General features: G+C 60.3%; 29 protein-coding genes. 13 read left to right on the top strand and 16 right to left on the bottom strand.

Annotated elements, in window-relative coordinates:
• Nucleotides 1–86: 86 nt before the first annotated feature.
• From BB029_RS27300 to BB029_RS27285, 4 genes are all read left to right on the top strand, one after another.
• Complete coding sequence (locus tag BB029_RS27300; protein WP_025856028.1) at nucleotides 87–302, top strand: hypothetical protein; 216 nt, start codon at nucleotides 87–89, stop codon at nucleotides 300–302.
• 71 nt (nucleotides 303–373) lie between these two features.
• Complete coding sequence (locus BB029_RS27295) at nucleotides 374–1,069, top strand: AzlC family ABC transporter permease (protein WP_027606606.1); 696 nt, start codon at nucleotides 374–376, stop codon at nucleotides 1,067–1,069.
• Nucleotides 1,066–1,377: an AzlD domain-containing protein gene (locus tag BB029_RS27290; RefSeq protein ID WP_065941576.1), complete on the top strand. Its 312-nt coding sequence runs from the start codon at nucleotides 1,066–1,068 to the stop codon at nucleotides 1,375–1,377. The genes BB029_RS27295 and BB029_RS27290 overlap by 4 nt, the downstream gene beginning before the upstream one ends.
• 170 nt (nucleotides 1,378–1,547) lie before the next feature.
• Nucleotides 1,548–1,901 (top strand): hypothetical protein, encoded by a 354-nt coding sequence (locus BB029_RS27285; protein ID WP_027606604.1) that lies wholly within the window; start codon nucleotides 1,548–1,550, stop codon nucleotides 1,899–1,901.
• A gap of 144 nt (nucleotides 1,902–2,045) precedes the next feature.
• On the opposite strand, the gene BB029_RS27280 is transcribed toward BB029_RS27285, so the two are convergent.
• The 6 genes from BB029_RS27280 to modA all read right to left on the bottom strand — a co-directional run bounded on the left by BB029_RS27280 (nucleotide 2,046) and on the right by modA (nucleotide 8,234).
• Complete coding sequence (locus BB029_RS27280) at nucleotides 2,046–2,750, bottom strand: YoaK family protein (RefSeq protein ID WP_027606603.1); 705 nt, start codon at nucleotides 2,748–2,750, stop codon at nucleotides 2,046–2,048.
• Nucleotides 2,751–2,819: 69 nt separating this feature from the next.
• Complete coding sequence (locus tag BB029_RS27275) at nucleotides 2,820–4,442, bottom strand: ABC-F family ATP-binding cassette domain-containing protein (protein WP_065941575.1); 1,623 nt, start codon at nucleotides 4,440–4,442, stop codon at nucleotides 2,820–2,822.
• A gap of 124 nt (nucleotides 4,443–4,566) precedes the next feature.
• Entirely contained in the window at nucleotides 4,567–5,616 is a 1,050-nt protein-coding gene (locus BB029_RS27270) for a DNA topoisomerase IB (RefSeq protein WP_065941574.1), read from the bottom strand.
• 78 nt (nucleotides 5,617–5,694) lie between these two features.
• Entirely contained in the window at nucleotides 5,695–6,774 is a 1,080-nt protein-coding gene (gene modC, locus BB029_RS27265) for a molybdenum ABC transporter ATP-binding protein (protein ID WP_065941766.1), read from the bottom strand.
• A gap of 5 nt (nucleotides 6,775–6,779) precedes the next feature.
• The gene (modB, locus tag BB029_RS27260; protein ID WP_065941573.1) at nucleotides 6,780–7,460 is read right to left on the bottom strand and encodes a molybdate ABC transporter permease subunit; all 681 of its coding nucleotides are present in this window, start codon (nucleotides 7,458–7,460) and stop codon (nucleotides 6,780–6,782) included.
• On the bottom strand, nucleotides 7,461–8,234 hold the full coding sequence (modA, locus tag BB029_RS27255) for a molybdate ABC transporter substrate-binding protein (protein WP_065941572.1): 774 nt from the start codon (nucleotides 8,232–8,234) through the stop codon (nucleotides 7,461–7,463).
• Nucleotides 8,235–8,465: 231 nt separating this feature from the next.
• Here modA and BB029_RS27250 point away from each other — a divergent pair, with 231 nt between their 5' ends.
• Nucleotides 8,466–12,215, top strand: coding sequence for a hypothetical protein (locus BB029_RS27250; RefSeq protein ID WP_065941571.1), 3,750 nt, complete (start codon nucleotides 8,466–8,468; stop codon nucleotides 12,213–12,215).
• On the opposite strand, the gene BB029_RS27245 is transcribed toward BB029_RS27250, so the two are convergent.
• From BB029_RS27245 to BB029_RS27230, 5 genes are all read right to left on the bottom strand, one after another.
• Nucleotides 12,212–13,282 (bottom strand): nitronate monooxygenase family protein, encoded by a 1,071-nt coding sequence (locus tag BB029_RS27245; RefSeq protein ID WP_065941570.1) that lies wholly within the window; start codon nucleotides 13,280–13,282, stop codon nucleotides 12,212–12,214. The genes BB029_RS27250 and BB029_RS27245 overlap by 4 nt on opposite strands.
• Nucleotides 13,283–13,387: 105 nt before the next feature.
• Nucleotides 13,388–14,434 (bottom strand): bifunctional DNA-binding transcriptional regulator/O6-methylguanine-DNA methyltransferase Ada, encoded by a 1,047-nt coding sequence (ada, locus tag BB029_RS27240; protein WP_065941569.1) that lies wholly within the window; start codon nucleotides 14,432–14,434, stop codon nucleotides 13,388–13,390.
• A 75-nt stretch (nucleotides 14,435–14,509) separates the two neighbouring features.
• Nucleotides 14,510–15,175 (bottom strand): DNA oxidative demethylase AlkB, encoded by a 666-nt coding sequence (gene alkB, locus BB029_RS27235; protein ID WP_065941568.1) that lies wholly within the window; start codon nucleotides 15,173–15,175, stop codon nucleotides 14,510–14,512.
• Between the two features lie 4 nt (nucleotides 15,176–15,179).
• Nucleotides 15,180–15,347 (bottom strand): hypothetical protein, encoded by a 168-nt coding sequence (locus BB029_RS33425; RefSeq protein ID WP_090403985.1) that lies wholly within the window; start codon nucleotides 15,345–15,347, stop codon nucleotides 15,180–15,182.
• A gap of 25 nt (nucleotides 15,348–15,372) precedes the next feature.
• Nucleotides 15,373–15,675, bottom strand: coding sequence for a DUF1883 domain-containing protein (locus tag BB029_RS27230; protein ID WP_003173824.1), 303 nt, complete (start codon nucleotides 15,673–15,675; stop codon nucleotides 15,373–15,375).
• 212 nt (nucleotides 15,676–15,887) lie between these two features.
• Here BB029_RS27230 and BB029_RS27225 point away from each other — a divergent pair, with 212 nt between their 5' ends.
• Together BB029_RS27225 and BB029_RS27220 are read left to right on the top strand one after the other, a co-directional pair.
• Nucleotides 15,888–16,238 (top strand): hypothetical protein, encoded by a 351-nt coding sequence (locus tag BB029_RS27225; RefSeq protein WP_065941567.1) that lies wholly within the window; start codon nucleotides 15,888–15,890, stop codon nucleotides 16,236–16,238.
• A 20-nt stretch (nucleotides 16,239–16,258) separates the two neighbouring features.
• Nucleotides 16,259–16,489, top strand: coding sequence for a hypothetical protein (locus BB029_RS27220; RefSeq protein ID WP_027606591.1), 231 nt, complete (start codon nucleotides 16,259–16,261; stop codon nucleotides 16,487–16,489).
• Between the two features lie 9 nt (nucleotides 16,490–16,498).
• Here the strand turns inward: BB029_RS27220 and BB029_RS27215 are convergent, their stop codons facing one another.
• Nucleotides 16,499–16,780, bottom strand: a complete 282-nt coding sequence (locus BB029_RS27215; RefSeq protein WP_027606590.1) for a hypothetical protein — start codon at nucleotides 16,778–16,780, stop codon at nucleotides 16,499–16,501.
• A 141-nt stretch (nucleotides 16,781–16,921) separates the two neighbouring features.
• Complete coding sequence (locus BB029_RS27210) at nucleotides 16,922–17,107, bottom strand: hypothetical protein (protein WP_017528082.1); 186 nt, start codon at nucleotides 17,105–17,107, stop codon at nucleotides 16,922–16,924.
• 310 nt (nucleotides 17,108–17,417) lie between these two features.
• On the opposite strand from BB029_RS27210, the gene galU reads away from it, so the two are divergent.
• Complete coding sequence (galU, locus tag BB029_RS27205; protein WP_003212579.1) at nucleotides 17,418–18,257, top strand: UTP--glucose-1-phosphate uridylyltransferase GalU; 840 nt, start codon at nucleotides 17,418–17,420, stop codon at nucleotides 18,255–18,257.
• Nucleotides 18,258–18,357: 100 nt separating this feature from the next.
• Entirely contained in the window at nucleotides 18,358–19,716 is a 1,359-nt protein-coding gene (gene gorA / locus BB029_RS27200) for a glutathione-disulfide reductase (protein ID WP_065941566.1), read from the top strand.
• Here gorA and BB029_RS27195 read toward each other — a convergent pair whose 3' ends face one another.
• A complete protein-coding gene (locus tag BB029_RS27195; RefSeq protein WP_065941565.1) occupies nucleotides 19,717–20,724 on the bottom strand; it encodes a DNA-binding protein in 1,008 nt (335 codons plus the stop codon).
• Between the two features lie 170 nt (nucleotides 20,725–20,894).
• Between BB029_RS27195 and BB029_RS27190 the strand changes: the two genes are divergently transcribed.
• From BB029_RS27190 to ahpF, 3 genes are all read left to right on the top strand, one after another.
• Nucleotides 20,895–21,827, top strand: a complete 933-nt coding sequence (locus tag BB029_RS27190) for a site-specific integrase (protein WP_065941564.1) — start codon at nucleotides 20,895–20,897, stop codon at nucleotides 21,825–21,827.
• A 133-nt stretch (nucleotides 21,828–21,960) separates the two neighbouring features.
• A complete protein-coding gene (ahpC, locus tag BB029_RS27185) occupies nucleotides 21,961–22,524 on the top strand; it encodes an alkyl hydroperoxide reductase subunit C (protein WP_003173835.1) in 564 nt (187 codons plus the stop codon).
• A 130-nt stretch (nucleotides 22,525–22,654) separates the two neighbouring features.
• On the top strand, nucleotides 22,655–24,220 hold the full coding sequence (ahpF, locus tag BB029_RS27180; RefSeq protein WP_065941563.1) for an alkyl hydroperoxide reductase subunit F: 1,566 nt from the start codon (nucleotides 22,655–22,657) through the stop codon (nucleotides 24,218–24,220).
• Between the two features lie 64 nt (nucleotides 24,221–24,284).
• Here the strand turns inward: ahpF and gloA are convergent, their stop codons facing one another.
• Complete coding sequence (gloA, locus tag BB029_RS27175) at nucleotides 24,285–24,806, bottom strand: lactoylglutathione lyase (protein ID WP_027606585.1); 522 nt, start codon at nucleotides 24,804–24,806, stop codon at nucleotides 24,285–24,287.
• Nucleotides 24,807–25,005: 199 nt separating this feature from the next.
• Between gloA and BB029_RS27170 the strand changes: the two genes are divergently transcribed.
• The gene (locus BB029_RS27170; protein ID WP_065941562.1) at nucleotides 25,006–25,542 is read left to right on the top strand and encodes a DUF4946 domain-containing protein; all 537 of its coding nucleotides are present in this window, start codon (nucleotides 25,006–25,008) and stop codon (nucleotides 25,540–25,542) included.
• 111 nt (nucleotides 25,543–25,653) lie between these two features.
• On the opposite strand, the gene BB029_RS27165 is transcribed toward BB029_RS27170, so the two are convergent.
• Entirely contained in the window at nucleotides 25,654–26,019 is a 366-nt protein-coding gene (locus BB029_RS27165; protein WP_027606583.1) for a histone-like nucleoid-structuring protein, MvaT/MvaU family, read from the bottom strand.
• Nucleotides 26,020–26,130: the final 111 nt, after the last annotated feature.

Below are 26,130 nucleotides of genomic sequence, written 5' to 3'. Positions count from 1 at the left end.
CGGGAAAACCGCCACAAGTGATTGAAATTAAAATGAAACACGAATGTCCTAAAGTGCCTCCCCATTGCTGATGAAGGAAGACCCGCGTGACCCGTGCCACTCGCAACCTGCGCAAAACCCTGGATTCCGTAGCAGAAAATAACGAAACCGCGGCATTCGACCTGATGCGTGCCGTTGAAAAACTCGGCGATGAAGTGCTGCGCCAGCGCTTGCTCAACACCATTCACCGGCTCAACCAGGACGCTCACGAACTGCGTGAAGCGCGGGATTCGGTGGAGCAGGTGTCGGTCAGGCTCGCCTGAGCAAGATCGTTCAAGACAAGCTCCATCTTGCGCTGGCATGCTTGTGGACTGTCTGTCGATGAGCCGTTTCCATGCCTGCTGCCTTACCTCATTACGCCTTCGCTCGCGGTGCAATCGCCGTCATTCCCCTGTCCCTGGCCTGTGCACCCTGGGGGCTGCTGGCCGGCTCCATGGCCATCGATGCGCAATTCACGCCACTGCAAGCCCAGGGCTTGTCCGCCATTGTGTTTGCCGGCGCTGCGCAGTTGGTCGCCATTGGAATGGTCAAGAGCGGTGCGAGCCTGATTTCCATCGTGTTGACCACCTTGCTGCTGACCTCCCAGCACCTGCTGTATGGCATGCACCTGCGCCCGATTCTTTCGCCGCTCAAGACCCGCTGGCGCATGAGCCTGGGCTTTCTGCTGACCGATGAGTTCTTTGCGCTGGTCAACCACTATGACCGTGAAACCTTCAATCGCTGGTACGCCCTGGGCGTTGGCCTGACGTTTTACATCGCCTGGAACCTGTTCACCCTGGCCGGTATCGTGCTTGGCAAAAGCATCCCGGGCCTTGATCAGCTGGGCCTGGAGTTCTCCATCGCCGCCACCTTTATCGCGCTGATCACCCCGGTGGTACGCGATGTGCCGACGGTGGTCTGCGTGGCGGTGTCGTTGTTGTTTTCCGTATGGCTGAGCTTCCTGCACTGGGAGTCGGCGGTGGTGGTGTCGGGTGTGCTCGGCATGAGCGCAGGGTTTTTCTGCAAACGCCTGGGGGTTGGGCAGCGATGATTTACCTGATGATTGTGGCCATGGGCCTGGTGGTTTTTTTCAACCGCTATCTGTTTATCGAGCCGCGCCTGCCGCTGCGCCTCAACCGTGGGGCACGGGAGTTTCTCGGGTTTGCGGTGCCGGGCATGCTCACGGCGATTTGCGGGCCGATTATTTTCCTGGCTGATCACCAGCTCAACCTGAGCCCGGCCAATCCTTACCTGCTGGCCGGCATCTGCGCCGTGGCGCTGATGTTCTGGACGCGTAACGTATTGATGACCGTGCTGCTGAGCATGGCGTTGTTCTATCTGTTTCGCTGGTGGCTCTGAAGCGCAGGCGAAAAAAAGCCCGCGGGAGGGCGGGCAGAAGGACACTTCTAAAAATGAGCCTGCCCACTATAGGCGGCATATTCTCCCTCCACAGTGAAACAAAATTCATGGGGGCGTCAGTCAGCCTTGCGGCAATGGTACAGTCGCGTTTTTTCCAACGAGGCAATGGCATGCACAAGGTGGTAATGGGCGCATTGGTATTGACGGCACTGGCCGGTTGCGCGGGCTCGAAGATGAACGAGGCACGCCTGGGGGCTCCCTACAAGGCCATGGCATCGGACAAGGCCACGCTGGTGGTTGCCGAGTGCATCCAGTTCGGCTGGCAGGATGAAAGCGTGTTTGGTGTCGACGCCGGTGGCTTCAAGGAGCCGAACGGGGCCGGTGGTTTCACCGTCTATACCACGGGTGGCGATTACTTCGTCGACGTGCAAAGCGCCGGTGCCGGTTCGTCCGTCAAGTACTACGCCGTTGAAGATACGATGCCGGCCAAGCGTCGCTTGGCCGCACTTGCGACCTGTCTGTAATCCGTTGCCTTAGTCATTTCAGGAAACGCCCGGCGGGACAGCCGCCGGACATTCGCTTATGATTCAATCCGCCCGCCCGACATAATGGCTCTTTACCAGTACACGGACGTCGAGGCCTTACCGTCGGGCGGGCACCTTTAGTCCTTATCGCGGCATAAAACCCAAATGCCAGCGCCGGGGAATCTTCAGCGACACCAGCCCCAACACGCCCGCCAATACACCGCTGACCACCAGCGCCCTCAGCCCCATGTGCTGCTCCAGCAACGCGCCAATCACCGCGCCGACAAACATCCCCGCCCACGGAATCAGTTGCACCCGCCAGCCGTTACGGCGCTCCCCCAGCATCCAGCGCCCCAGTCCGCGCCCAAAGCGTGACAGTGCGCCGGTCACGTAGGTCAGCCCCACCGGCAAGCCGTTGACCTCTTCCACGGCTGCGTTGAGCATGCCCATCGCAATGATCGCCGCCAGCAGCGCCGGCAAGGTGTCGGCGAAGGGCAGTAAGGCTGCGCCGCAGAGCAAGGTGGCGATACACAGCAACAGGGGCAGGGCATGGCGCCGGCTGAGGCGACCGACCACTACGCCCAAGGCGTTACCGGCAACGAATGTGGCGACCAGCAATAGCAGGCGTGCGGTCAAGCCGAGATCCCCCACACTGATGGCCACTGCCAGGCGCGTGGTGTTGCCGCTCATGAATGAAACAAAGTCGCCGCTGGCCATGAAGCCGATGGCGTCAGTCATGCCCGCCAATACCGAAAGGCTGGCCACCAGCATCAGGCCGACGCGGCCGCGCCAGCGCTTTTGATGGGCCAGTGCGGCATTGGCATAAGGCTTGTTGGGCGAAGGCAGCATAGGGCCGGGTTCCTCGGTGAGATTATCCGGCCACTACCCTAGGACGCTTTGATTGCGCGCGCAATGACCTCAGACACACTCAAGGCGCCAACCCTCAGGTTGCCAGAGCAAACGGTGGGTTGGCCCGAACGCCTGGATGAACGCCTCATCATGGGATACAACCATCATTGCCCCGCTGAAGCCCTGCAGCGCCTGTTCAAAGGCGATCACCGATTCCAGGTCCAGGTGGTTGGTGGGCTCATCAAGCAACAGCAGTTGCGCGGGTGTTTCACCCCACAGGGCAATCGCCATCGCGGCTTTCAACCGCTCGCCGCCGCTGAGCTGCACGGTTGGTTGGGTGACCCGCCGGGCATCCAGTTGCAGCAAGGCCAGGCGTGTACGCAGTTCGGCTTCGGGCAGCGGTGTGTCGAGCAGGTTGAGCTGTTCGACGAGGGAGCGTCGGTCATCCAGCAGCGCCTGGTGCTGGTCGATATACGCGCAGGGCACCGGCACCGTGCACTCACCGCTGGCGGGCTGCAATTGGCCGGCCAGTACCTTGAGCAGGGTGGATTTGCCGCAGCCGTTCGGTCCCTGCACGGCCACGCGCACCGGCCCTGTGAAGTTGAGTGTGAGGGCGGGATGCTCCAGCCAGGGCAACCGGACCTCCTTCAAGGCCACCACCTGACGGCCATTGGGCACGATCGACCCCGGCAAGGCCAACAGAGTCGGCGTTTCATCCACCACGCGCTCGTAGGCTTGGCGCACCTGCTCATCCAGCGCGTGTTTGTACGCGTGATGGGCACTGCGCACGGTGCCGACGACTTCGGTGGCGGCGCTTTTCCAGCGCGCCTTGGTAAACCGATCCACATTGGCCGTCTCGGCGTGCTTGCGGGAGCGCGCCGCCTGGCGTTGCAGGCTGTCATGGTCTTTCTGCACGCGCCGGCGTTCGCGGTTGCGTTCAAGGCGTGCGTGCTCCAGCGCCGCGACGGCGGCGTGCTGTTCGGTGTCGCGCTGCAGGCGATAGGCATCATAGTTGCCGCCGTAGACGTGAGTGCCGAGTGGGGACAGTTCAATGATGCGCCCGAGGGTGTTGAGTATTTGCCGGTCGTGGCTCACGACCACCAGGCCGCCGCGCCATTCCTGCAACAGGTGCAGCAGCCAATTGCGGCCGGCGCTGTCGAGGTGGTTGGTGGGTTCATCGAGCACCAGCAGTTGCGGTGCGGCCAGCACGGCGCCGATCAGCCTGAGCCGCGCCAGTTGCCCTCCACTGAGTTGATCGGCCGGCGCATCCACACCCAGCTGCGCAAGGCCTGCCGTATCCAGTGCGGCGCGCAAGCGTTCGGCAAGGTCCCAGCGATTGTCGATCAACTCAAGGTCATCGACCTGCGCCGTCCCTGCCGCCATGCGTGCCAGTGCCGCCAGCACGGGCGTGGTGCCCGTCAGGTCAGCGAGGGTGTCTCCCGCGGCAACCGCCATGTCCTGGGGGACATAGGCCACGCTGGCCGAGCGCTTGAGCGAGCCGGAGGAGGGGGGCAACACGCCGGCGATCAATTGGGCGAGGATACTTTTGCCCCGTCCATTGCGTCCCACAATCCCGGTGGGCGTGTGGTCGATGGACAGGTTCAGATCGTCCAGCAGGGTCTCGCCATTGGCGAACTGGAAGCACAGGTGTTGCAGGGAAACCAATACGGGCAGCCGGTTGACGTCAGTCATCAGCACCTCCAAAAAAATGTCGGACAGGCCAACAAGCGCGCCAGGCGGCTTGTTGCAGGTACATTCTGGAAGGCTTAGTGATTCACGTCGGCGGTCGTCCCGGAAGTCAGAAGGGGGCCAGAGCCTAACCCGCCTTGGCATTGCCGGGCAAGTCGGCGGCCAGTTGTTCAAGGAACATCGCCAAGGCGACTTCCTCGGCCTTCAGGCCTTTGCGCACCCGCGGCTTGGGCAACCTGGACAATTCGCCCAGGCTGAAATGCTCCAGCACGGCCGGGTGGATATAACACTTGCGGCACACCGCAGGCGTGTTGCCCAGTTGCCTGGCGACATCCTTGACCATCGCCACCACATGCCGCTTGGCGTCGGATTCCGGCTGCCATTCCAACTCCCGCAGCACCGCCAGCGCCATGGCGGTGCCGGCCCAGGTGCGGTAATCCTTGGCAGTGAAGTCGGCACCGGTAAGGTCGTGCAGGTAGGCGTTGACGTCATGGGAGCTGACGGTGTGCCGCTCGCCGTCTTCATCCAGGTACTGGAACAGGTTCTGCCCCGGTAACTCCAGGCAGCGCTTGACCACCGTGGCCAGGCGCCGGTCCTTGACGCTGACCTGGTGCTCCACGCCACTCTTGCCGCGAAACTGGAACTGGATCTCGCTGCCTTTGACATCCACATGGCGGTTGCGCAGGGTGGTCAGCCCGTAGGATTTGTTGTCTCGCGCATATTGGGTATTGCCGACGCGGATCAGCGTGGCGTCCAGCAGCATCACCACCGTGGCCAGGACTTTTTCGCGCGTGAAGCCGGGTTCGGCAATTTGCGCTTCGAGCTGTTTGCGCAGTTTCGGCAGGGCGTTGCCAAACTCTTGCAGCCGCGCGTACTTGTCGCTGTCACGCACCTCACGCCAGCGCGGGTGATAGCGGTATTGCTTGCGTCCACGGGCATCGCGGCCGGTGGCTTGCAGGTGCCCGCGCGGGTCGGCGCAGATCCACACATCGGTATACGCCGGAGGGATGGCGAGGGCGTTCAGGCGCTTGATCTCATCGGCATCCCGGATACGTTCGCCCTTGGCGTCGAAGTACTGGAACTTGCCGCGCACTCGCTTGCGGCGGATGCCGGGCTGGGTATCGTCAACGTAATGCAGGTCGCGGGGCAGGTCGGCGGGCAGCGCGGAGTCGGGCATGGTGCGGGTTCCTTGGCAACGGATCAGGCCGGTATTCCTGATTGACCGCAGCCGTGTGCGGTCGTGCCAAAAGGTTTCTTATGCCAGCACGGCCACCGCCTTGATCTGCGCCCACAGCGCCTGGCCGGGGTGCAATTGCAACTGGTCGCGGGAGAACCGCGTGATCCGCGCCAGCAACGGCGTGCCATCCGCGTCCAGGCGCACCAGCACATGGGCGCTGTTATCCGCCGCGATCTCCTGGGTAACCGTCACCGGCAGGCGGTTGAGGATGCTGCTGTGCTCTCCGGCTTGCAGGCTGAGGCTGACGTCGCGTGCCTGTACCTTGACCCGCAACGCCTTGCCCAACGCCAGCGGTGCATGGGCCACGCGCAGGTGCTGGGCACTGTCGGGCAGTTGCAGCGTGAGCAGACGGTAGTGATCGTCGTAGGCGCTGACGCTGCCGTTGATCACCACGCCCGCGTCGTCCCCCAACGCCAGGGGCAGGTCGAGCCGTGCCAGGGTGTCGCCGATGGGACCACTGGCCAGGGCCTTGCCGTCGCTGAGCAACACGATGTGATCGGCCAGGCGCGCCACCTCGTCCTGGGCATGGCTGACGTACAGCACTGGGATGTCCAGTTCGTCGTGCAGGCGTTCCAGGTAGGGCAGGATTTCGCTTTTGCGCTTGCTGTCGAGGGCGGCCAGGGGTTCATCCATCAACAGGAGTCTTGGGCTGGTGAGCAGGGCACGGGCGATACCGATGCGCTGGCGTTCACCGCCGGACAAGTGTTGGGGGTTGCGCTCCAGCAGATGGCCGATCCCCAGTAACTCTGTGGCCTGAGCCATGTCGACGCGGCGTTGCGGGCGCGGGATGCGCTTTAGGCCGAACTCCAGGTTGGCCCGCACCGATAGATGGGGGAACAGGCTGGGCTCCTGGAACACGTAGCCAAGCGCACGCTTGTGCGGCGGCACGAACAGGCCGTTGCGGCTGTCTTGCCAGACTTCATCGTTGATCTGGATAAACCCATCCTCGGCCCGCTCCAGCCCGGCAATGCAGCGCAGGCAGGTGGTCTTGCCGGAGCCGGAATGCCCATACAGCGCGGTGACTCCACGGCCGGGCACATGCAGGTCCACGTCCAGGGCAAAGCCTGTGTACTTCAAATTCAGGCGCACATTGATCATCGGCATCAACTCCAGCCCATCCTGGTTTTACGGCTGGAGTAGAGCGCCAGCAACACGAGGAACGCGAATACCACCATGGAGCCCGCCAGCCAATGGGCCTGGGCGTATTCCATGGCTTCGACATGGTCGTAGATCTGTACCGAGACGACGCGAGTCTTGTCGGGAATATTGCCGCCAATCATCAACACCACGCCGAACTCACCGACCGTATGGGCAAACCCCAGGATGGAGGCGGTGATAAACCCCGGGCGCGCCAGGGGCAGGATCACCGTGAAGAAGGTATCCCAAGGATTGGCGCGCAGGGTCGCGGCCACTTCCAATGGGCGAGTGCCGATGGCGGAGAAGGCGTTTTGCAACGGCTGCACCACAAAGGGCATGGAGTAGATCACCGAGCCGATCACCAGCCCGGCGAAGCTGAAGGTGAGGGTGCCCAGGCCCAGCCATTGGGTGAACTGGCCGAAGTAGCCGTGGGGGCCCATGGTCAACAGCAGGTAGAAACCGATGACGGTGGGTGGCAGCACCAATGGCAAGGCTACCACCGCGCCAATGGGGCCGCGCCACCATGAACGGGTGCGCGACAGCCACAGGGCAATCGGAGTGCCGATGACCAGCAGGATCACGGTGGTCAATGACGCCAGTTTGAGGGTCAACCAGATTGCGGAAAAATCGGCACTCGACAGGGGCATTTACTTGCTCAGTTCATAACCGTAGGACTTGATGACGGCAGCGGCTTTTGGCCCTTTGAGGTAGTCGACCAGTGCCTTGGCTGCAGCGCTGTCCTTGCCCTTGTTGAGGATCACCGCGTCCTGTTTGATCGGGTCGTGCAGGGCGGCCGGGACGATCCAGGCCGAGCCGCTGGTGACTTTGCCGTCTTTATAGATCTGCGACAAGGCCACAAAACCCAACTCGGCGTTGCCGGTGGAAACGAACTGAAAGGCCTGGGTAATGTTCTGGCCTTCGACGAGTTTGTCCTTGACCTGCTCGGTCAACCCTTCCTTGGCCAATACCTGGGTGGCGGCTAGGCCGTAAGGCGCGGCTTTCGGGTTGGCGATGGACAGGTGCTTGAAGTCATTCTTCTTCAACACCTCGCCCTTGGCGTCTACATAACCTTCCTTGGCCGACCACAGCGCCAGGGTGCCCACGGCGTAGGTGAAGCGCGAGCCCTTGACCGTGTCGCCTTCGCTTTCGAGCTTTTGCGGGGTGGTGTCGTCGGCACTCAGGAACACTTCGAACGGCGCGCCGTTCTTGATCTGGGTGTAGAACTGCCCGGTGGCGCCGTAGGCTGCGACCAGTTTGTGGCCGGTGTCTTTTTCGAAGTCGGCGGCAATCGCCTGGATCGGTGCGGTGAAGTTGGCCGCTACGGCCACCTGGACTTCATCGGCGTGGGCCGCTGCGGTCGCGAGCAACGCAACCAATGCCGCCAGGCACGTGGGCACAAAGCGAGGGGTATTGAAAGTCATGAACGGCTCCGTTTGAGAAGGTGCAGAACCTGGTGCCGATTATAGGGACGGGCGCTGCCAGGCGCTGTATGTATAGGTATATAGCGCAAAAATGGCAAGGGAAATCCATCCTTGGAATCGATGTCGGCGTGCGGTCGAGATTTCCGCCCGTCGACGCCCCCATGGCTGACAGCCAGGCGCTGGTCGCAACGCGATAGTGAGCGGCGTATTGATCTGAAACGGAAGCACATCATGGGCAAGGAATACGCTTACATTGACGTTGGCGCGACAAACACCGAGAGCAGCGAGGCTTACACGCAGGCATGGATAGAGCGTGTAGTGGCTCAATCCACGCTGGAGCCCCAGGCCAAGGCACTGATCCGGGCGGACGCCCTGATCCCCGTCGAATTCTCGATATTCGATAGCGATGACAGCCAGCGACAGCCGATCATCGTCGAGCACGAGTCGTTGCCGCTGTGGCACATCCTCAACGATCGGTTTCCCTGGCAGGCATATGCAGGCAAACAGCAAAACACCGACAGCGTACAAACCAAAGTCCTGATGCCGTATTTCTATGGCGAGGTGGCACGGGAGCTGAATTTCACGCGATTTTTTCTCGGTCGCATCCAGGTCGGGGGGCAGATCCACGCGGGCTTTTGGGTGCAGCATGAGTTGATGATGCCTAACCAGGCGGTACTCAAGACCGAGGTGGTGGTGCTATCGGTGTGGAACACCCACGCCGAAATGATGGCGGAAATCTGGTTCGACCTGCCTCCCACATCCCTGGGAGCCAACCAATGGCCCAAGGCGATCAGCCTGGAGTGGCCGGGCATGCGCATTGGTGCGCAATCAGGCAGCCGCTTCGATTATTCAGCCGATACGAGCCAGAACCGGCTGTGGCTCAAACCCTTCGAAGAGCCGGTGGGGGTTGCGATCTTGAGTATCCTTCCGCGGTGGACACTCAAGGACGTGCAGCTGCCAGACACTCACATAGAGCCCAATCAATTGCTCAAGGTGACCCTTGGCAATCTTCCAGGCGGTGCGCCAGCGCTGGAATACTCGATCACCGTCGCCCAGGAATATCGAGCGTCAGGACGCTGGCAATATTATCTTGCGGTCTATTTGAATCACCGTTGTCCTTGGGTGAACTGCGGGGTGATGGATGAAGAGGGGGTGATCCGCGCTCAAAGTGACCAGCAGAATTTCTGGTTCGTGCGCAGCGACGCCTCCCAGGCGTCTTTTTCGATACAGATACTGCCTGGGGACCTGGCACAGTGGCTGGAGGGCGTGCCGACGTCGATACAGCCGGTTACGCCCCCCAAGGCCTGGCAAAAATGGGACAACCTGCTGAGCAGTGTGTGGAACGCCGAACTCTCCAAGGACTATATCCAGAACCTTATCGAGCGCTGCCTGAACAAGTCCGGGCTGCCGCAACGTACCCAGGATCGGTTCAGGGACGAAAAACGATTTCGCTATAAATACCAGGTGGGCTACCCGGTCTATTCGGCGGGCATGACCGCCTATGCGCCACCGCGCTACAAGCACTTTTCGTTCCTGCAAGTGCTGACGGGCGAGCCGCAGCGCACGGCGTATTTCCAGGAAACCATCGCCAACATCCATGTCAGCGGGGAACCGCTGTCGAGCGTGGAAGTGCGCACCCTGGGCCGCTTGCGCGACATCCTGTATGAAACCTTTGTCGCCGATATCGACGAACTGGCGCGCAACACCGACTACAAACAACTGTTTGGCGAAACCTGCGAGGCCTTGGCCAAGGTCCGCGCAGCACAATTCCTGGTCGATGATGCTGAGCAGGATGTGTCCCTGCGTGAACTCGCCCATCGTTTTCTCAAAGGTGAAGTCAAGCCGCGCCTGCTGCTGTTCCGGGAAAAAGTGGTGCCCAATGCGTTGGTGCTCAAGCTCAGTTCACAGAAGGCGCTGCTCATCTCACTGAACATGGCAGAGCTCACTTGGGCGGTGTGGCAGCCCAGCGGCGTGGCGGGGCAACCCAGTGACGACTTGATGCGGTTTATCACGCACCACCTGCCATTTCCGGAAAAACTCAGCGTGGAGCGTTCGGATTTCTATCCGCAGAAAAAGCGCTACGGCTATCACTACCGCCGCGTGCCACCGCAGCCGGTGTCTTTCCGGGAGGTGACGAACATCAACGATGCGCTGTATGAGATCGGTATCAGCGAACTCAAGCACATGATGAATTACGCGGTATTTTCCTCCGATGAAGAGCGGCGCCTGGCGAAATGGGGCATGTTCAAGGTCGCTACCCGCGCGGTGTCCAGCCTGGTGATAGCGGCGGTCGGTCCCGCATCGGGCGTCGGGGCGTTGCTGTTGTCCGGCGGTGTCGGCCTGATCGCCAATGTCGCGGACGCAAGTTTCTCCTACCAACTGGCCCGCAGCATGGACCGACCCGAGGATTACGCCGCCTATGTGTATGAGTGCAAGTTGGGCGTATTGCTGGGCGTGGTGGAGCTGGTCGCCGACGTTACCCTGGCCAGGGGGCAACTGCGCACGCTGTTGAAACGGTCGGCACAGACCGGGAAGTTGCTGTTGCCGGCCTTGAGATCCCGTGAGCGCACGGACACCCCTGTTTCTTTGGAGCAGGCGAGCGCCTCCACGTTATTCCTGCCCACATCGGCGGACCTGCTGGGCATGCGCGGTCGTCTGGAAAAGCTGTATCGCGACGCCAATAAGCTGGCCGAATTGGCGGGCGACTCCGAGGCTTCGACTACGGGCGGCTTCGTTGAGTCCAAGCGCTGTGCGGACTACCTGTCAAGCCAGTCCTGGGACGTCCAGGCTATCGGCGTCTTGCTGTTCGCCGAACCGGACGACCCGCGTCCCCAGTGCCATTTTGCCCTGTCGGTTCGCAATGAAAGTGATGCGGCGGTGCTGGACACGGGGTTGGGGCGCCTGGACCCTTCGGCGCAGCAACTGGCCTATTTTGATTCCATCGCCGGCTGGGAGCAGCGCGTGCAGCAAGCACCGGCGTCAAGCGGCAAATTGGTGGTCTACAAGCTCTACGCCAATGTCATCGAGGCCAGTCATGAGCTCAACACGGTGTTCCGGCTGGGGGTGAGTTGGGGGCGTTTCTTCAATACCGGCAGCTATTCGGTCCTCGCGTGTCCGCAGCGCTTTATCACCGCCATCCAACGCCAACTGCCGAGGTTATGGGATGTGCTTTCCCGGGAGCTGCCAGGGGGCGCGTCGCAACTGACGACGGCGCTGCAAAACACGCCGCAGCCGTTCGATCACGCCGGCCTGTTGCTGCAGGTCAGTAACCTGCGAGGCTTGATCGATGAGTCCGAGGATATGTTGCGCCGTACCGTTGGAGTGCCGGTCGTTGGCAACCTCAGGGCGCAGCTGCTGGGGGCTTTCCGGAGCTGGCGCCACGAGTCGCTGGAAGAGTATGTAGAGCTGATGGACAGCGTTATCGCAGAAGAGGCGGAGTTGGTACGCGGAGCGTTGGCTCACCTGGACCAGTTGCAATCGGGCCTCGCCAGCCCGATTGCCACGGCGGAGAACGCCCTGGTCGATTGCGTCGACTGGATCGCACTGCGGGCCGGCCAGGAAGACGACGACTGGCGCAGTTTGCTGCGCAGCGAAATCGAACGCTATGTCACGGGGGATCGCGCCCGTGCGGACCTGTGTACAAGGGCGCAACTCGACTACCTGCACCAGACGTTGGCCGCCCATCGCGAAGTGCAGATACACCACGTCCTGGGGGCCAGCTACGAACGACTCTCCATGAGTACCGGCCAGGCGCTGTTTGCTATCGGGTTGAAGTTGATCAACGCCATGGCTACCCATCGGCAGTCCGATTGCTTTTTCGCCCTGATCATGACCTGCCAGCCCTACGAGAACAGTAACGAGCACTTCGCCCGGATCATCTACGGTATCCACGCCCTGCGGCAAAAGCGCTTCATGGTACTGACCCAGGCCCACGAAAACCGCTTGAGCGGGCTGCGACCTGCGGAACCTGTACCGCTCTAGTCCGGCGTGCGGGTAAGCGTCTTGAGGGCTTGCGCGGCCAGCAACGTGGTCAGTTCGCGCGTCGACAGTGCGTGCTTGAGCCCGACGGCCTGCCCAGCCCACTGACTGCCAAAACCGGCCTCATCCCTGGCCTTCAATGGCATCAGCGCGCCGCCTGCCAGGGGGAAGGCCGGCGCCGCCGGGTTCACCGGGCCCAGCTCACGCATCAGGCGATTCAAGAGGCCACGGGCAGGGCGCCCGGTGAACAGGTTGGTCAGCGCTGTGCCACTGGCCTGGGCCGTCAGCAAGGCCAGATGGTGGGCCCGGCTGAGCGTCGCCTCCGGGGTGAACAGGTACGCGGTGCCGATCTGCACCGCCGAGGCCCCGAGGACGAAGGCCGCGGCAATACCGCGCGCATCGCCGATTCCGCCGGCGGCGATTACCGGGACGCGCACTGCGTCCACCACTTGCGGGACCAGGGCCAGCGTGCCGACCTGGCTGCTCAGATCCGACGTCAGGAACATTCCCCGATGCCCGCCGGCCTCATACCCCATGGCGATAATCGCGTCGCAACCGTGCCGCTCCAACCAGATCGCTTCCTCGACTGTGGTGGCTGAGGACAGCACCTTGGCCCCGGTCGCCTTGACACGTTCCAGCAGGCTTTTTTCCGGCAGACCGAAATGAAAGCTCACGACCTCGGGGCGGTGTTGCTCCACCACTTCGCAACTGGCGACGTTGAACGGGGCGCGATTGGAGACCGGAGTCGGCGCATCAAAATCGGCGCCCAGTTCGCGGTAGTAGGGTTCCAGCAAGGCCATCCAGTGGCGATTGCGTTCCTCATCCGGCTCCGGCGGCTGGTGGCAGAAGAAATTGACGTTGATAGGCCCGCTGCTGGCATGGCGCACGGTGGCCAGGGTTTCGTGCAGTTGCTCGATGCTCAGCATCGCAGCAGGGATCGAACCCAGCGCGCCGGCCTGGTTGGCGGCAATCACCATGGCGGCGCTGGTCGCACCGGCCATCGGTGCCTGGATGATGGGCACGTCGATGCCCAGCAGGTCGAGAATACGGGTGTCTGGCCAGGTGCTCATGGGACGTGTCTCCAGTATCAGTGAGGCTTGTCGCTGTTTTAACAGGGCCCTTGGCACCCGGCCAGTCTGTTTTATTCACTGGACGAGGGACGTTTTTCATGCGCGTCAATGGTCTCTTTCCCGCTCCAGCAGCTGCCGCTTGCGTTCAACCCCCCAGCGATAGCCGGATAGATCGCCATTGCTGCGCACCACCCGATGACAGGGAATCGCCACGGCCAGGCTGTTCGCCCCGCACGCCTGGGCCACTGCGCGAAAGGCCTTGGGCGCGCCGATGCGTTGGGCGATCTGCCCATAGCTGGCCGTACTGCCCACCGGAATCTCGCGCAAGGCCTGCCACACCCGTTCCTGGAACGCGGTGCCACGCAAGTCCAGTGGCAAGTCCAGGCCCAGGGCCGGCGCCTCGATAAAGCCCACCACGTGCGCGATCAATTGTTCGAAACGGCGGTCGGCCCCCACCAGGTTGGCGTTGGGGAATTGGTCCTGCAGGTCGCGCACCAGTTTGTCCGGGTCATCCCCCAGCAGAATCGCACACACGCCACGGGCACTCTGCGCCACCAGGATTGCACCCAGCGAGCATTGCCCGACGGCAAACAGGATCTGGTTGTTGGTGCCGCCGGCCTTGTAGTCGCTGGGCGTCATGCCGAGCCGTTGGTTGGCCGATTCATAAAAGCGGCTGTTGGAGTTGAAGCCGGCTTCATACAACGCATCGGTTACCGAATGCGGGCCCTTGAGCCCCTCGCGGACCTTGCGTGAACGATGGGCGCTGGCGTAACCCTTGGGCGTCAGGCCGGTCACGCCTTTGAACACGCGGTGGAAATGGAACGGGCTCAGGCCGGCCCGGCTCGCCAGCGTGCTGAGGCTGGGCGCGGTGTCGGCGTGTTCGATCTGCCGGCACGCATCAGCCACCAATTGCGCATGCTGCGCAGCCAGTTGTGTCTGGTCACCGGCTGCGCGTTTGCTGGCGCGATAACCGGCGGCCTCGGCCTGTGCCGGGGTGTCGAAAAACTCGATATTTTCCGGGCGGGGCAATCGCGAGGCGCTGCTCGGGCGGCAATACACACCGGTGGTTTTCACGCCGTAGACGAACAGCCCATCGGCTTTCGGATCGCGGGCAAGAATCGCAGCCCAGCGCGGATCTTGTTCGGTAGTCATGGTTGGCACTCTTGACGGGTCCTGGCCAGATTAGCCGTGCTGCAGTGGCCTGGCACTCCGAAGCTTGCGGTCAAATCAGCCGGCGGTGCGAAAAGTGAGGTTGATACGTTGCGGGCCCATGATCGGGTGCGTGCCTTCCTTGATCGGCATCACCCCATGAAAACGCAGCCGATCGACCCCGCCCCAGACCACCACGTCACCATGGAACAGCGAGACCTTGCGGGTCTTGTCGCTGCGGGCGTGGCCACCGAACAGGAAAACTGCCGGCAACCCAAGGGATATCGACACGACGGGCTCGCTGTAGCGACGTTCATTCTTGTCCTGGTGCAAGGACATTTTCGCGCCCGGAACATAACGATTGATCAGGCAGGCGTCGGGGGCAAAGTCGACAAACCCGGCGTCTGCCGCGGCTTCTATGGCCAGTTGGCGCAAGGTGTCCGGCAGCGCTGGCCAGGGTTGCCGGGTGCGAGGGTCCAGGGGCGTGTAGCGGTAGCCGCTGGTGTCGCTGGTCCAGCCCAGCGCGCCGCAACTGCTCAAGGCGGCCGACATGGTAAAGCCCCCGGGCGTAACCATTTGCCGAAACGGCGATTGCGCCAGCACATGGCGCAGTTCTGGCAGAAGGCGTTCAATCCAGGGCAGGGCATAGCCTCTTAGCACGTAGGACTGTTCGCCGATCTGCTCACGTGCTGCGGGTTGTTGCAGGGCGTCATCGGCGAACAGGTCATCAGTGGGGCCGGGCATTGCGTTACAGCGCCTTGCTCACGTTGATGTCGGTGATGACATCGCTGGCATCGTGGATTTTCGCCAAGGCCTGCAAGGCCTCTTCCACGCTATTGCTCGTCAGTTGGGCGAACTCGAAGCGGCGTTCGCCGTTGAGCTTGTACTTGATCACGTATTTGGTGGTAGCGGTCACGATAATTTCCTGTGGCGTCTTCGAGTCAGCTCAGCTTGGTGCTGGTGCGACGTACGATGCGAATCTTGTGGGACAGCGCCGGCTTGCGGGTGACGCTGATTGCGCGGCGTGTCACCACGTCCAGGGTGATATTCCAGAACCCGGTGCTGGGGGCAGTGATCTTGGCGGGGAATTTGTCGAACGCGCCGCCGTGGTACGTGTGGCGGCCGCCATTCTTGAAACTGCGAAAATTTGCGTCGCTCATCAGGCGAATATTACAAGTCTGCGAGCATTCGATGACGACAATGTCCCCCTCGTTGAGGTGCTCGCGCTGGTGAATAAATTTCATGAGGGTGTCTCCAGAAGGGCTTTTTCTGAAAAATCAGAATGATACGTAGGTTAAGATGGAGTTTATCAGCCCCAGCGCGTTTATTATCGGCCCGTCTTCAACGGCGTCGACAATTTAAAACAGTTATTTACCGAGTTATCAGGGATAAATCCTACGTGGGCGGGAGAAAATTACCATCTCCGCTGTCGTAGGGTCTTTATTGGAGGTTTTGTATGAAGTGGAGTGTGTTGGTTCTGGCCTTGGCGATAGGTGGGTGTGCTTCGGTTGCAGATATCAAGCAGACCCCGCCGACGTTGGTGGTCATTTCCGGGAAAAAACCCCAGGAGTACGCGGCGTGTGTGGTAAGGAAGCTGTCGACCACCCGTCGGCCGCCGCAGATTGAACCGCATAAAGACGGTGTGCAGGTCATCGTACCGCAGAAGTTTTCCGCCGACCCTTCGGCTATTTTCGAAATTGAAGAGCGCTCCAGCGGTAGCAGCATCAAGCTCTACGAGAGCATGTCCAACGTGCCGATCCGCCCGGGAGATGTGAAAAAGGCCGGGGAAGAGTGCATTTCCGGTTGATGCCGCTGGGGAAAGCCGATATGAAGCGTGAACATGTGAAGGCCCGTCATGCCGAGGGTGAGATCTCGGCCACCCATGTCATCCAGAACCCCGCCGACCTGGGCGAGTGGATCGTCTTCTTCAAGAAAAGTGGCGGTCGCAGCTTTTTTCTGGTGGATGATCAGGATGAAGTCGAATCCTTTGCCAGTCTTGACGAGCTGAGCGAAATCCTTCGGGAGCTGGGGATCAAATTCGCCGAAATCCACCTGTAACGCGCGGGGTTACTTGCAGACGACCACCACGCTGCGACTTTTGTAGTTGCCCACGTCCTGGCCCAGGGTCTTGTCGCTTTCCTTCAGCGATGGCGTGCCTTCGGTGCCGACAATGCGATAGCCGGTGCCTGCGCAGGAGGCATCGGCTTTTTCGTAGCAACTGGCCCAGGAGTTGGCTTCGCCTGAACAGTCGATAGTCAGGCCTTGTTCGCCGTTCTTGAGGTAGACATCGGAAGTGGTGGTGCAGCCGGCGAGTGCCAGTACCGCAGTCAGTGCCAGAAATTTGTTCATGTGTGTTCGTCGTCGAGGGTGTGGGAGGGGCGCTGACACTGTCGTGGGGCGTTTGTGGAAGATTATAGCGAACTGCCATCTAGGTACAGGCAAAACCAAAAAAGCCCCGTGAGTCGGGGCTTTTGGCGCAGGGCTGCCGGCTTACTTACCCTTCGGTCTCTTGCTCGACGCGTGGCCCGCTTCGTCAACAAACACTTCGGCGACCGCGATCGCCATGCTTTCGGTCTCGAAAACGCCCGCGACGCTGTCTCCGTGGAAGTTGATCAGGTGCCAGCCGTCTGCTCGCTTGGTGATCAGGTAGCCGTTCACGCCTTTTGGTTCTGACATCTATTAACAATCTCGTGGTCTGATTCAAGGGAGCAATGATAGCCCCAATTGTCCCAGTGCCGCGCAAGTTATTCCAGGTCAGTGTTCTGGCCTGAAAAGCGTGCTAAAAGGGTTGCAGCCCCTTTTAAGCATGAGGAGATGACTTTTCTTAGCGTGGCGGTGAAGTCGCTCTTTGTAAGATCAGCGGAACTTACGCCGACATTTTTTCTCTATGATGACATCGCAACGCCAGCAGGACCCATTGTAAGGTGACTGCGGCCTGATTAGACTGCGCCGAATTCCGTACGCACAGCCCTTTGTAAGGACTTATATGATCAAGAAATGCTTGTTCCCAGCAGCCGGTTACGGCACTCGCTTCTTGCCAGCGACCAAGGCCATGCCCAAAGAGATGCTGCCGGTGGTAAACAAGCCACTGATTCAGTACGGCGTCGAAGAGGCATTGGATGCCGGTCTGAACGAAATCTCTATCGTCACCGGTCGCGGTAAGCGCGCACTGGAAGACCATTTCGACATCAGCTACGAGCTGGAAAACCAAATCAAGGGCACCGACAAGGAAAAATACCTGGTCGGCATCCGCAAGCTGCTGGACGAGTGCTCGTTCTCCTACACCCGCCAGACCCAGATGAAAGGTCTTGGTCACGCCATCCTGACCGGTCGCCCGTTGATCGGTGACGAGCCGTTCGCCGTAGTACTTGCGGACGACCTGTGTGTGAACCTGGAAGGCGACGGCGTACTGACCCAGATGGTCAAGCTGTACCAGAAATACCGCTGCACCATCGTTGCGGTTCAAGAGGTCGATCCTCAAGAGACCAACAAGTACGGCGTGATTGCCGGTGACGACATTGGCGATGGCCTGATCCGCGTACGCGACATGGTCGAGAAGCCGGCGCCTGAAGATGCACCGTCGAACCTGGCGATCATCGGTCGTTACATTCTGACCCCGGACATCTTCAAGTTGATCGAAGAAACCGAGCCAGGCAAGGGTGGCGAGATCCAGATCACCGACGCCCTGTTGAAGCAGGCCAAAGACGGTTGCGTGATCGCCTACAAGTTCAAGGGCCGTCGTTTTGACTGCGGTGGCGCTGAAGGCTACATCGAAGCCACCAATTTCTGCTACGAGCACTTCTACAAGACTGGCAAGGCTTACTGATTCACGCAGGCCTGCCTTTGAAAAAGCCACCTTCGGGTGGCTTTTTCGTTTTTCAGCCCCATGTAAGTCGGTATGCTGATGTCCTGCCGAGGAGAATGAAATGGCCTACGATTTTGACCTGTATGTAATTGGCGCCGGTTCCGGCGGTGTTCGCGCGGCGCGCTTTGCTGCGGGCTTTGGGGCCAAGGTGGCCGTGGCGGAAAGTCGCTACCTGGGTGGCACCTGCGTGAACGTTGGCTGCGTGCCGAAGAAACTCCTGGTGTACGGTGCGCATTTTGCCGAGGACTTCGAGCAAGCCAGTGGCTTTGGCTGGTCCCTGGGTGAAGCGAATTTTGATTGGGCGACCCTGATCGCCAACAAGGATCGCGAGATCAATCGTCTCAATGGCATCTACCGCAACCTGCTGGTCAACAGCGGCGTGACCCTGCATGAGGGACATGCGCGCCTGGTTGATCCGCACCAGGTGGAAATCAATGGCGAGCACTTTACGGCCAGGCACATCCTGATCGCTACCGGGGGCTGGCCGCAGATTCCGGATATTCCGGGGCGTGAGCACGCGATAGGCTCCAATGAGGCGTTCTTCCTCAAAGAGTTGCCCAAGCGCGTGCTGGTGGTAGGTGGCGGCTATATCGCGGTTGAGTTCGCCGGGATTTTCCATGGCCTGGGCGCGCAGACGTCATTGCTGTATCGCGGTGACCTGTTCCTGCGTGGCTTTGATGGTTCGGTGCGCACACACCTTAAGGAAGAGTTGACCAAGCGCGGCCTCGACCTGCAATTCAATGCGGACATCGAGCGCATTGAAAAGCAAGCCGATGGCAGCCTCAAGGCCACCTTGAAAGACGGGCGCGTGCTGGAGGCCGATTGCGTGTTCTATGCCACCGGCCGGCGTCCGATGCTGGATAACCTGGGCTTGGAAAATACCGGCGTGAAACTGGATGAGCGCGGTTTCGTCCAGGTGAACGACCAGTATGAGACCACCGAAGCGTCGATCCTGGCGATCGGTGATGTGATCGGCCGTGTGCAGCTGACGCCGGTGGCTCTCGCCGAAGGCATGGCCGTAGCACGTCGCTTGTTCAAGCCCGAGCAATACCGTCCGGTGGATTACGCGATGATTCCGACAGCGGTATTCAGCCTGCCGAATATCGGTACGGTCGGCCTGACGGAGGAGGAGGCAAAGAAGAGCGGGCACAGGGTGCAGATCTTCGAAAGCCGTTTCCGCCCGATGAAGCTGACCTTGACCGAGTGCCAGGAAAAAACCTTGATGAAGCTGGTGGTCGACGCGGACACCGACAAGGTATTGGGCTGCCACATGGTCGGTCCGGATGCGGGCGAGATCGTCCAGGGCCTGGCGATCGCGCTCAAGGCCGGCGCGACCAAGCAGCACTTCGATGAGACTATCGGTGTGCATCCCACGGCGGCGGAAGAGTTCGTCACCATGCGCACGCCCGTGGCTAACTGATCAGGCTGGCGGTGTTGCCTCTGGCGCCGTCGCAACGGCGGCTGCCAGGCGCAACGCCTCGATAGTGGCATGGGCCTTCATAAGCTCCAGTTCCAGGCGCTTGTTGGTGTGCCCGTGCTCAGCCAGCGCTTGTTGGCGTGACTCGTTTTCAAGCAAGGCGACCCGCAGGCGCTCCTGAAGGAGAGTGCGCTCGCTGTCGATCTGGCTCACGTGTTCGCTCAGCTTCAGTTGCTGGGCCTGGCCTTTGCGGGTTTCCTCCTGCAGCGCAGCCAACTCCTTTGTCGTCACTCGGTGCTCGATCAGCAGGCGCTCGTTGTCACGATGCAGCTGGGTGATTTCGTCCTGGCGAACCATTGCGCTTTGCTGGGCTTGGCGCAGCTCTGCCTGTACTTGCTGCAGCTGGCCTTCGTGGCGCCGCTGTTCCTGCTCGCGCTGCTCCTTGATCGCATTACGGTAGTGCTCCAGCGCCTCGCGGGCGTGCAGGTGCTTTTCTTCCAGCGAGCGAATCTGCTCGTCCTTGTCGTTGATCCGCAGTTCGTAATCACTGCAGGCCTGGCTGAGCCCGGCGTTGCGCGTTTGCTCGGTTTGCAGACTGGTACTGGTGGTTTGCAGGGCAGCGCTTTCTTCTGCCAGTGCCGCCGCCTGAATATCGAATTGTTGCTTGAGTTCGCCGTGAGCTTCTTCAAGCGCCTCGATCTGGGTGAGCAGGGCGGATTTTTGCTGTTCGAACTGCGCCAGGGCCAGGTCAATCGGCTCTTGAGCCTTGTCTTTCAAGCGCTGCGCCAGGCGTGCAACCAGTTCACCCAGTTCGTCGTCAATCGGCGCTTCGGTGATGGTCAGGCGGGCTTCGCTGTCGTCCAGCTCCTTCAAGTAGCGGTGGATCGTGGTTTTCGAGCCGGTATTGCCCATCTCGATGCGTACCGCGTCGATGCTGGGGTTCTCGCCACGGGCAAGGATCGCCAAGCGTGCCGTTTGAACTACTGCTTTATTAATGCCGCCGCGAGCCATGGGGTCTCCGTCGATTTAGTACTGTGGTATGTATTATGTAGATACATACTGTATCATGAATAAAAACCTGTTCAAATTCATGATTTAACAGATGGGATATTGGCGTATTATCCCGTGTCATATGCGCCTGGAGCGCTTATACCTCTGCCAGCAGTACGAATAGGCCTCCCATGAGCGATCTGGACCGTTACCTCAACGCCGCCACCCGCGATAACACGCGCCGCAGCTATCGTGCGGCGATCGAACACTTCGAAGTCAGTTGGGGCGGATTTCTGCCGGCCACCAGCGACAGCGTGGCGCGCTATCTGGTGGCGCATGCCGGCGTGCTGGCGGTCAACACCTTGAAGTTGCGGCTCTCGGCATTGGCGCAATGGCATACCAGCCAGGGCTTTCCCGATCCGACGAAAGCGCCGGTGGTGCGCAAGGTGCTCAAGGGGATTCGCGCCGTGCACCCGGCGCAGGAGAAGCAGGCCGAGCCGTTGCAACTCAGGCATCTGGAGCAGGTCGTGGCCTCCCTTGAGGCTGAAGCGCGAGAGGCCGGTGATGCACATGACCAACCGCGATTGCTGCGCGCCAAACGTGACACTGCGCTCATCCTGATGGGCTTCTGGCGTGGTTTTCGCAGCGATGAGTTGTGTCGCTTGAGCATCGAACATGTACAGGCAACACCCGGTGCCGGCATCCGCCTGTACCTGCCGCGCAGCAAAAGTGACCGCGACAACCTCGGCAAGACCTATCACACCCCGGCGCTGCTGCGCCTGTGTCCGGTGCAGGCCTACAGCGAATGGCTCAGCGCCTCGGCCCTGGTGCGCGGTCCGGTATTCCGCGGTATCGATCGCTGGGGAAACCTTGGGGAGGAGGGTTTGCACCCCAACAGTGTGATCCCACTGCTGCGCCAGGCGCTTGAGCGCGCCGGCATCGCCGCCGAGCACTACACCAGTCACTCGCTGCGTCGGGGTTTTGCCACCTGGGCCCATTCCAGCGGCTGGGACCTGAAGTCGTTGATGAGTTACGTCGGCTGGAGCGACATGAAATCCGCCATGCGCTATGTTGAAGCGACGCCCTTTCTCGGCATGACATTGGCCACTCAACCGCTGCTTTGAGATTTCTTCTATTAATACCGTCACCTGATAGGGAAAACCAATCGTCAGCATCAGGTTTGCCAATGAGCCATCTGCCGAGAGAGTGGGTAGGATTCACCTCATCAACTTCTTAACCCCTGACGGAGAGTCAACGATGCCTATCATCAACAGCCAAGTAAAACCGTTCAAAGCAACTGCATACAAAAACGGCAACTTCGTAGATGTGACCGACGCTGACCTGAAAGGCAAATGGTCGGTAGTGTTCTTCTACCCAGCCGACTTCACCTTCGTTTGCCCAACCGAGCTGGAAGACCTGGCCGACAACTACGCCGAATTCCAGAAACTGGGCGTGGAAATCTACAGCGTTTCGACCGACACCCACTTTGCCCACGCTGCCTGGCACAACACCTCGCCAGCCATCGGCAAAATCCAGTACACCATGATCGGCGACCCGACCCTGACCATCTCCCGCAACTTCGACGTACTGATCGAAGAAGCTGGCCTGGCTGACCGCGGTACCTTCGTGATCAACCCGGAAGGCCAGATCAAGATCGTTGAGCTGAACGACGGCGGTGTTGGCCGTGACGCTTCCGAGCTGCTGCGCAAGATCAAGGCTGCTCAATATGTAGCCGCTCACCCAGGCGAAGTGTGCCCGGCCAAGTGGAAAGAAGGCGAGGCCACTCTGGCGCCGTCCCTGGACCTGGTCGGCAAGATCTAAGTCTGTGAAGACGTATCAAGGGCGGAACTCCGCACTTAAGTAAGCTGCATCCGCCCTCAAAACGCCCGGGCGATAGTCGCTCGGGCGTTTTTTTGTCTGCAATAAACCGAATTAATAGGAAATCGCCCGTATGTTGGACGCCAATCTTAAAGCTCAGTTGAAGTCATACCTGGAACGGGTCACCCAGCCGATCGAGATCGTCGCCTCCCTCGACGACGGCGCGAAATCCCAGGAAATGCTCGCCCTTTTGCAGGACGTAACCAGCCTCACCACGCTGATTACCCTGAAGACCGATGGCGATGATGCGCGTAAACCATCGTTCTCCATTAACCGCCCGGGTGCCGATATCAGCCTGCGTTTCGCCGGCATCCCCATGGGCCATGAATTCACTTCGTTGGTGCTGGCCCTGCTGCAAGTCGGTGGCCACCCGTCGAAGGCCAGTGTCGAAGTGATTGAACAGATTCGCGCCCTTAAGGGTGAGTTCAGCTTCGAGACTTACTTCTCGCTGTCCTGCCAGAACTGCCCGGACGTGGTCCAGGCGCTGAACCTGATGGCCGTGCTCAACCCGAATATCCGCCACGTCGCCATCGACGGCGCGCTGTTCCAGGCTGAAGTCGACGAGCGTCAGATCATGGCGGTGCCGAGCATCTACTTGAATGGTGTGAGCTTCGGCCAGGGCCGCATGGGCCTGGAAGAAATCCTCGCCAAGCTCGACACCAGCGGCATTGAAAAAGCCGCCGAGAAAATCAGCGCCAAGGAGGCCTTTGATGTGCTGGTCGTCGGCGGTGGCCCAGCCGGTTCCGCAGCCGCCATCTACGCCGCACGTAAGGGCATTCGCACCGGTGTTGCTGCCGAACGCTTTGGTGGCCAGGTGCTGGACACCATGTCCATCGAGAACTTTATCTCGGTCCAGGAAACCGAAGGGCCGAAACTGGCCAGCGCCCTGGAAGCCCACGTGCGTCAGTACGACGTGGACATCATGAACCTGCAGCGCGCCAGCAGCCTGATCCCAGCGAAAACCGCCGGTGACTTGCATGAAATTCGCTTTGAAAGCGGCGCGACCCTCAAGTCCAAGACCGTGATCCTGGCCACCGGCGCCCGCTGGCGCGAAATGGGTGTACCGGGCGAGCAGGAATACAAGGCCAAGGGCGTGTGCTTCTGCCCGCACTGCGATGGTCCGTTGTTCAAGGGCAAGCGTGTGGCGGTGATCGGCGGGGGTAATTCCGGCGTTGAAGCGGCCATCGACCTGGCCGGTATCGTCAGCCATGTGACCTTGCTGGAGTTCGACAGCAAGCTGCGCGCCGATGCGGTATTGCAGCGCAAGCTGTACAGCCTGCCTAACGTTGACGTGATCACCAGTGCGCTGACCAGTGAAGTCAAAGGCGATGGCCAGAAAGTGACAGGCCTGGCGTATAAGGACCGCGATACCGGTGAATTCAAGACCCTTGACCTGGAAGGCATCTTTGTACAAATCGGTCTGCTGCCCAACACCGATTGGCTCAAAGGCACTGTGGAGCTGACCCCCCGTGGCGAGATCATTGTCGATGCCCGTGGCGAAACTTCACTGCCAGGGGTATTCGCCGCCGGTGACGTGACGACCGTGCCGTACAAGCAGATCGTGATTGCAGTAGGCGAGGGCGCCAAGGCTTCCCTGAGTGCTTTCGATCACTTGATCCGTACCTCCGCTCCGGCGTAAGCCCAGGTCCGGAAACGAAAAACCCCATGAGTGATCATGGGGTTTTTTGTTGTGCGTTAGAAACTTACAGCGGCGCTGGCTGAATAATCTCAACCCAGTACCCATCCGGGTCCTTGATAAACGCCAGGCTTTTCATGCGGCCATCGCTCAGGCGTTTCTGGAAATCGCAGCCCAATGCTTCGAAGCGTTCGCATGCGGCGACGATATCGGGCACCGAGATGCAGATATGGCCGAAGCCCCGTGGATCGGTGTTGCCGTTGTGGTAGGCGAAGTCGGCATCGTTTTCGGTGCCGTGGTTGTGGGTCAGTTCCAGGATGCCTGGAATCGACTTCATCCATTGGGTGCGCGCGGCGGCGTCGGCCGGGATCTGGGATTTGTCCACCAGGGCCAGGAAGTACAGGCTGAATTCGGCTTCCGGGAAGTCGCGCTTTTCAACCAGGGAAAAACCCAGGACCCGGGTGTAGAAGTCCAGGGACTTGGTGATGTCCTTGACCCGCAGCATGGTGTGGTTGAACACGAAGTTCGAGGTGGCGGTGTCGGGTTGGGCGGTGACGCCCGGGAAGGTGTTCAGTTCGTGCAGGCTCATGGGCCCTCCAGAGAAAAATGGGGCAAACGCGGCTCCAGGTGCGAGGAGCGTTCCCTTGGCTTGCGGCTGGCGTCCGTGCAGCCGGAGCATGATACGCAAGGCCCGCCTGCTGCGCCAAATGAAAAAGCGCGCGTAGGTCTTGCGACCGGCCGGTGGCGGGGCTCACACTTTGTCGCTTGAACCTTGGGTGTCTTTTGCAATGATCGAATGTCGTTTACCGCTATTGAGCGCTCTGTGTTTGCTGTTGGCCAGCCCCTGGGTGTGGGCGGCCGACCCGGAAATTCATTGGCCCAGCGGCTGGCAGGTCGAGGAGGTGGTGCCCGACGGCGACGCGCCGGCCACGCCGCAGCCGGTCTCGCGGCAGCGTGCGATCAAGAACGACGAAAATGGCAACACGTTGATGGTGATGGAGTTGACGGGGACGCCGATCGAAGCCGGACATAACGTTAATCTTCAGGGCGTATTGTTGGAGATGCGCAAGTCCATCCAGAAGGATTTTGCCCAAGGCGGTTACCAGAGTGTGTGCAGCAAGATGCACTCGACAACACTGAGTCGTCTTGAAGCCGTGGAAACTACGTGTGTGATTACCGAGAATGGACGGCACGTGCTTTCACAAACATTGGTCGGGGCTGTTGATACCGAAAAAGCGTATGTTTTTTCATACGCGGGTCAAGCCGACGCTTACGAAGCAAGCAAGGACGAAGTCAGTTCGGTGCGCGCCAGCCTCAAACTTTAAGTGCGTTTCGCCCGTCGATTCCGAACAAAGTGAAATGTTATTTAAGTTCTGTTTCAAACCCTTGAATAAAAAAGCCCCGCATGTGCGGGGCTCTTTGTTAGTGCGTTGTGATCAGCCGCGAAGCCAGGAGTCTACAGTGGCGGCGCCATACTGTTCTTTCCAGGCCTTGAGGCCACGGTGGTTACCGCCCTTGGTTTCGATCAGTTCGCCAGTGTGCGGGTTGTGGTAAACCTTGACCACGCGCGCACGGCGCTGTTTGGGTGCGCTGGCGGCGGCAGCGCTGGTCTTGCCCGGGTTTGGATCAAGGATCAGGATGATGTCGCGCAGGCCTTTGCCGTAGGTTTTCATCAGTCCTTGAAGCTTTTCTTCGAATTCGATTTCTTTCTTCAGGCCGGCGTCGTTCTTCAGGGACTCCAGCTGGGCGAGCTGCTCTTGAAGGGCTTTTTCTGCTGCGCGAAATTCGGCGAGTCTGGACAAAATCTGTACTCCAATAGTGTATTTGGCTGATGTCAACTACAGACAAAGCTATAAGCCAATAGCGTTAAGGCGACTCACAGAAGAAGTCGTCCTGCGAGTTCTGCACAGGCA

Origin of the sequence: Pseudomonas sp. S3E12, assembly GCF_001702295.1 — a bacterium.
Classification (GTDB): Bacteria; Pseudomonadota; Gammaproteobacteria; order Pseudomonadales; family Pseudomonadaceae; genus Aquipseudomonas; species Aquipseudomonas marginalis.
The sequence above is the reverse complement of the archived record's forward strand: the minus strand, read 5'-3'. Positions and strand labels throughout refer to the sequence as shown.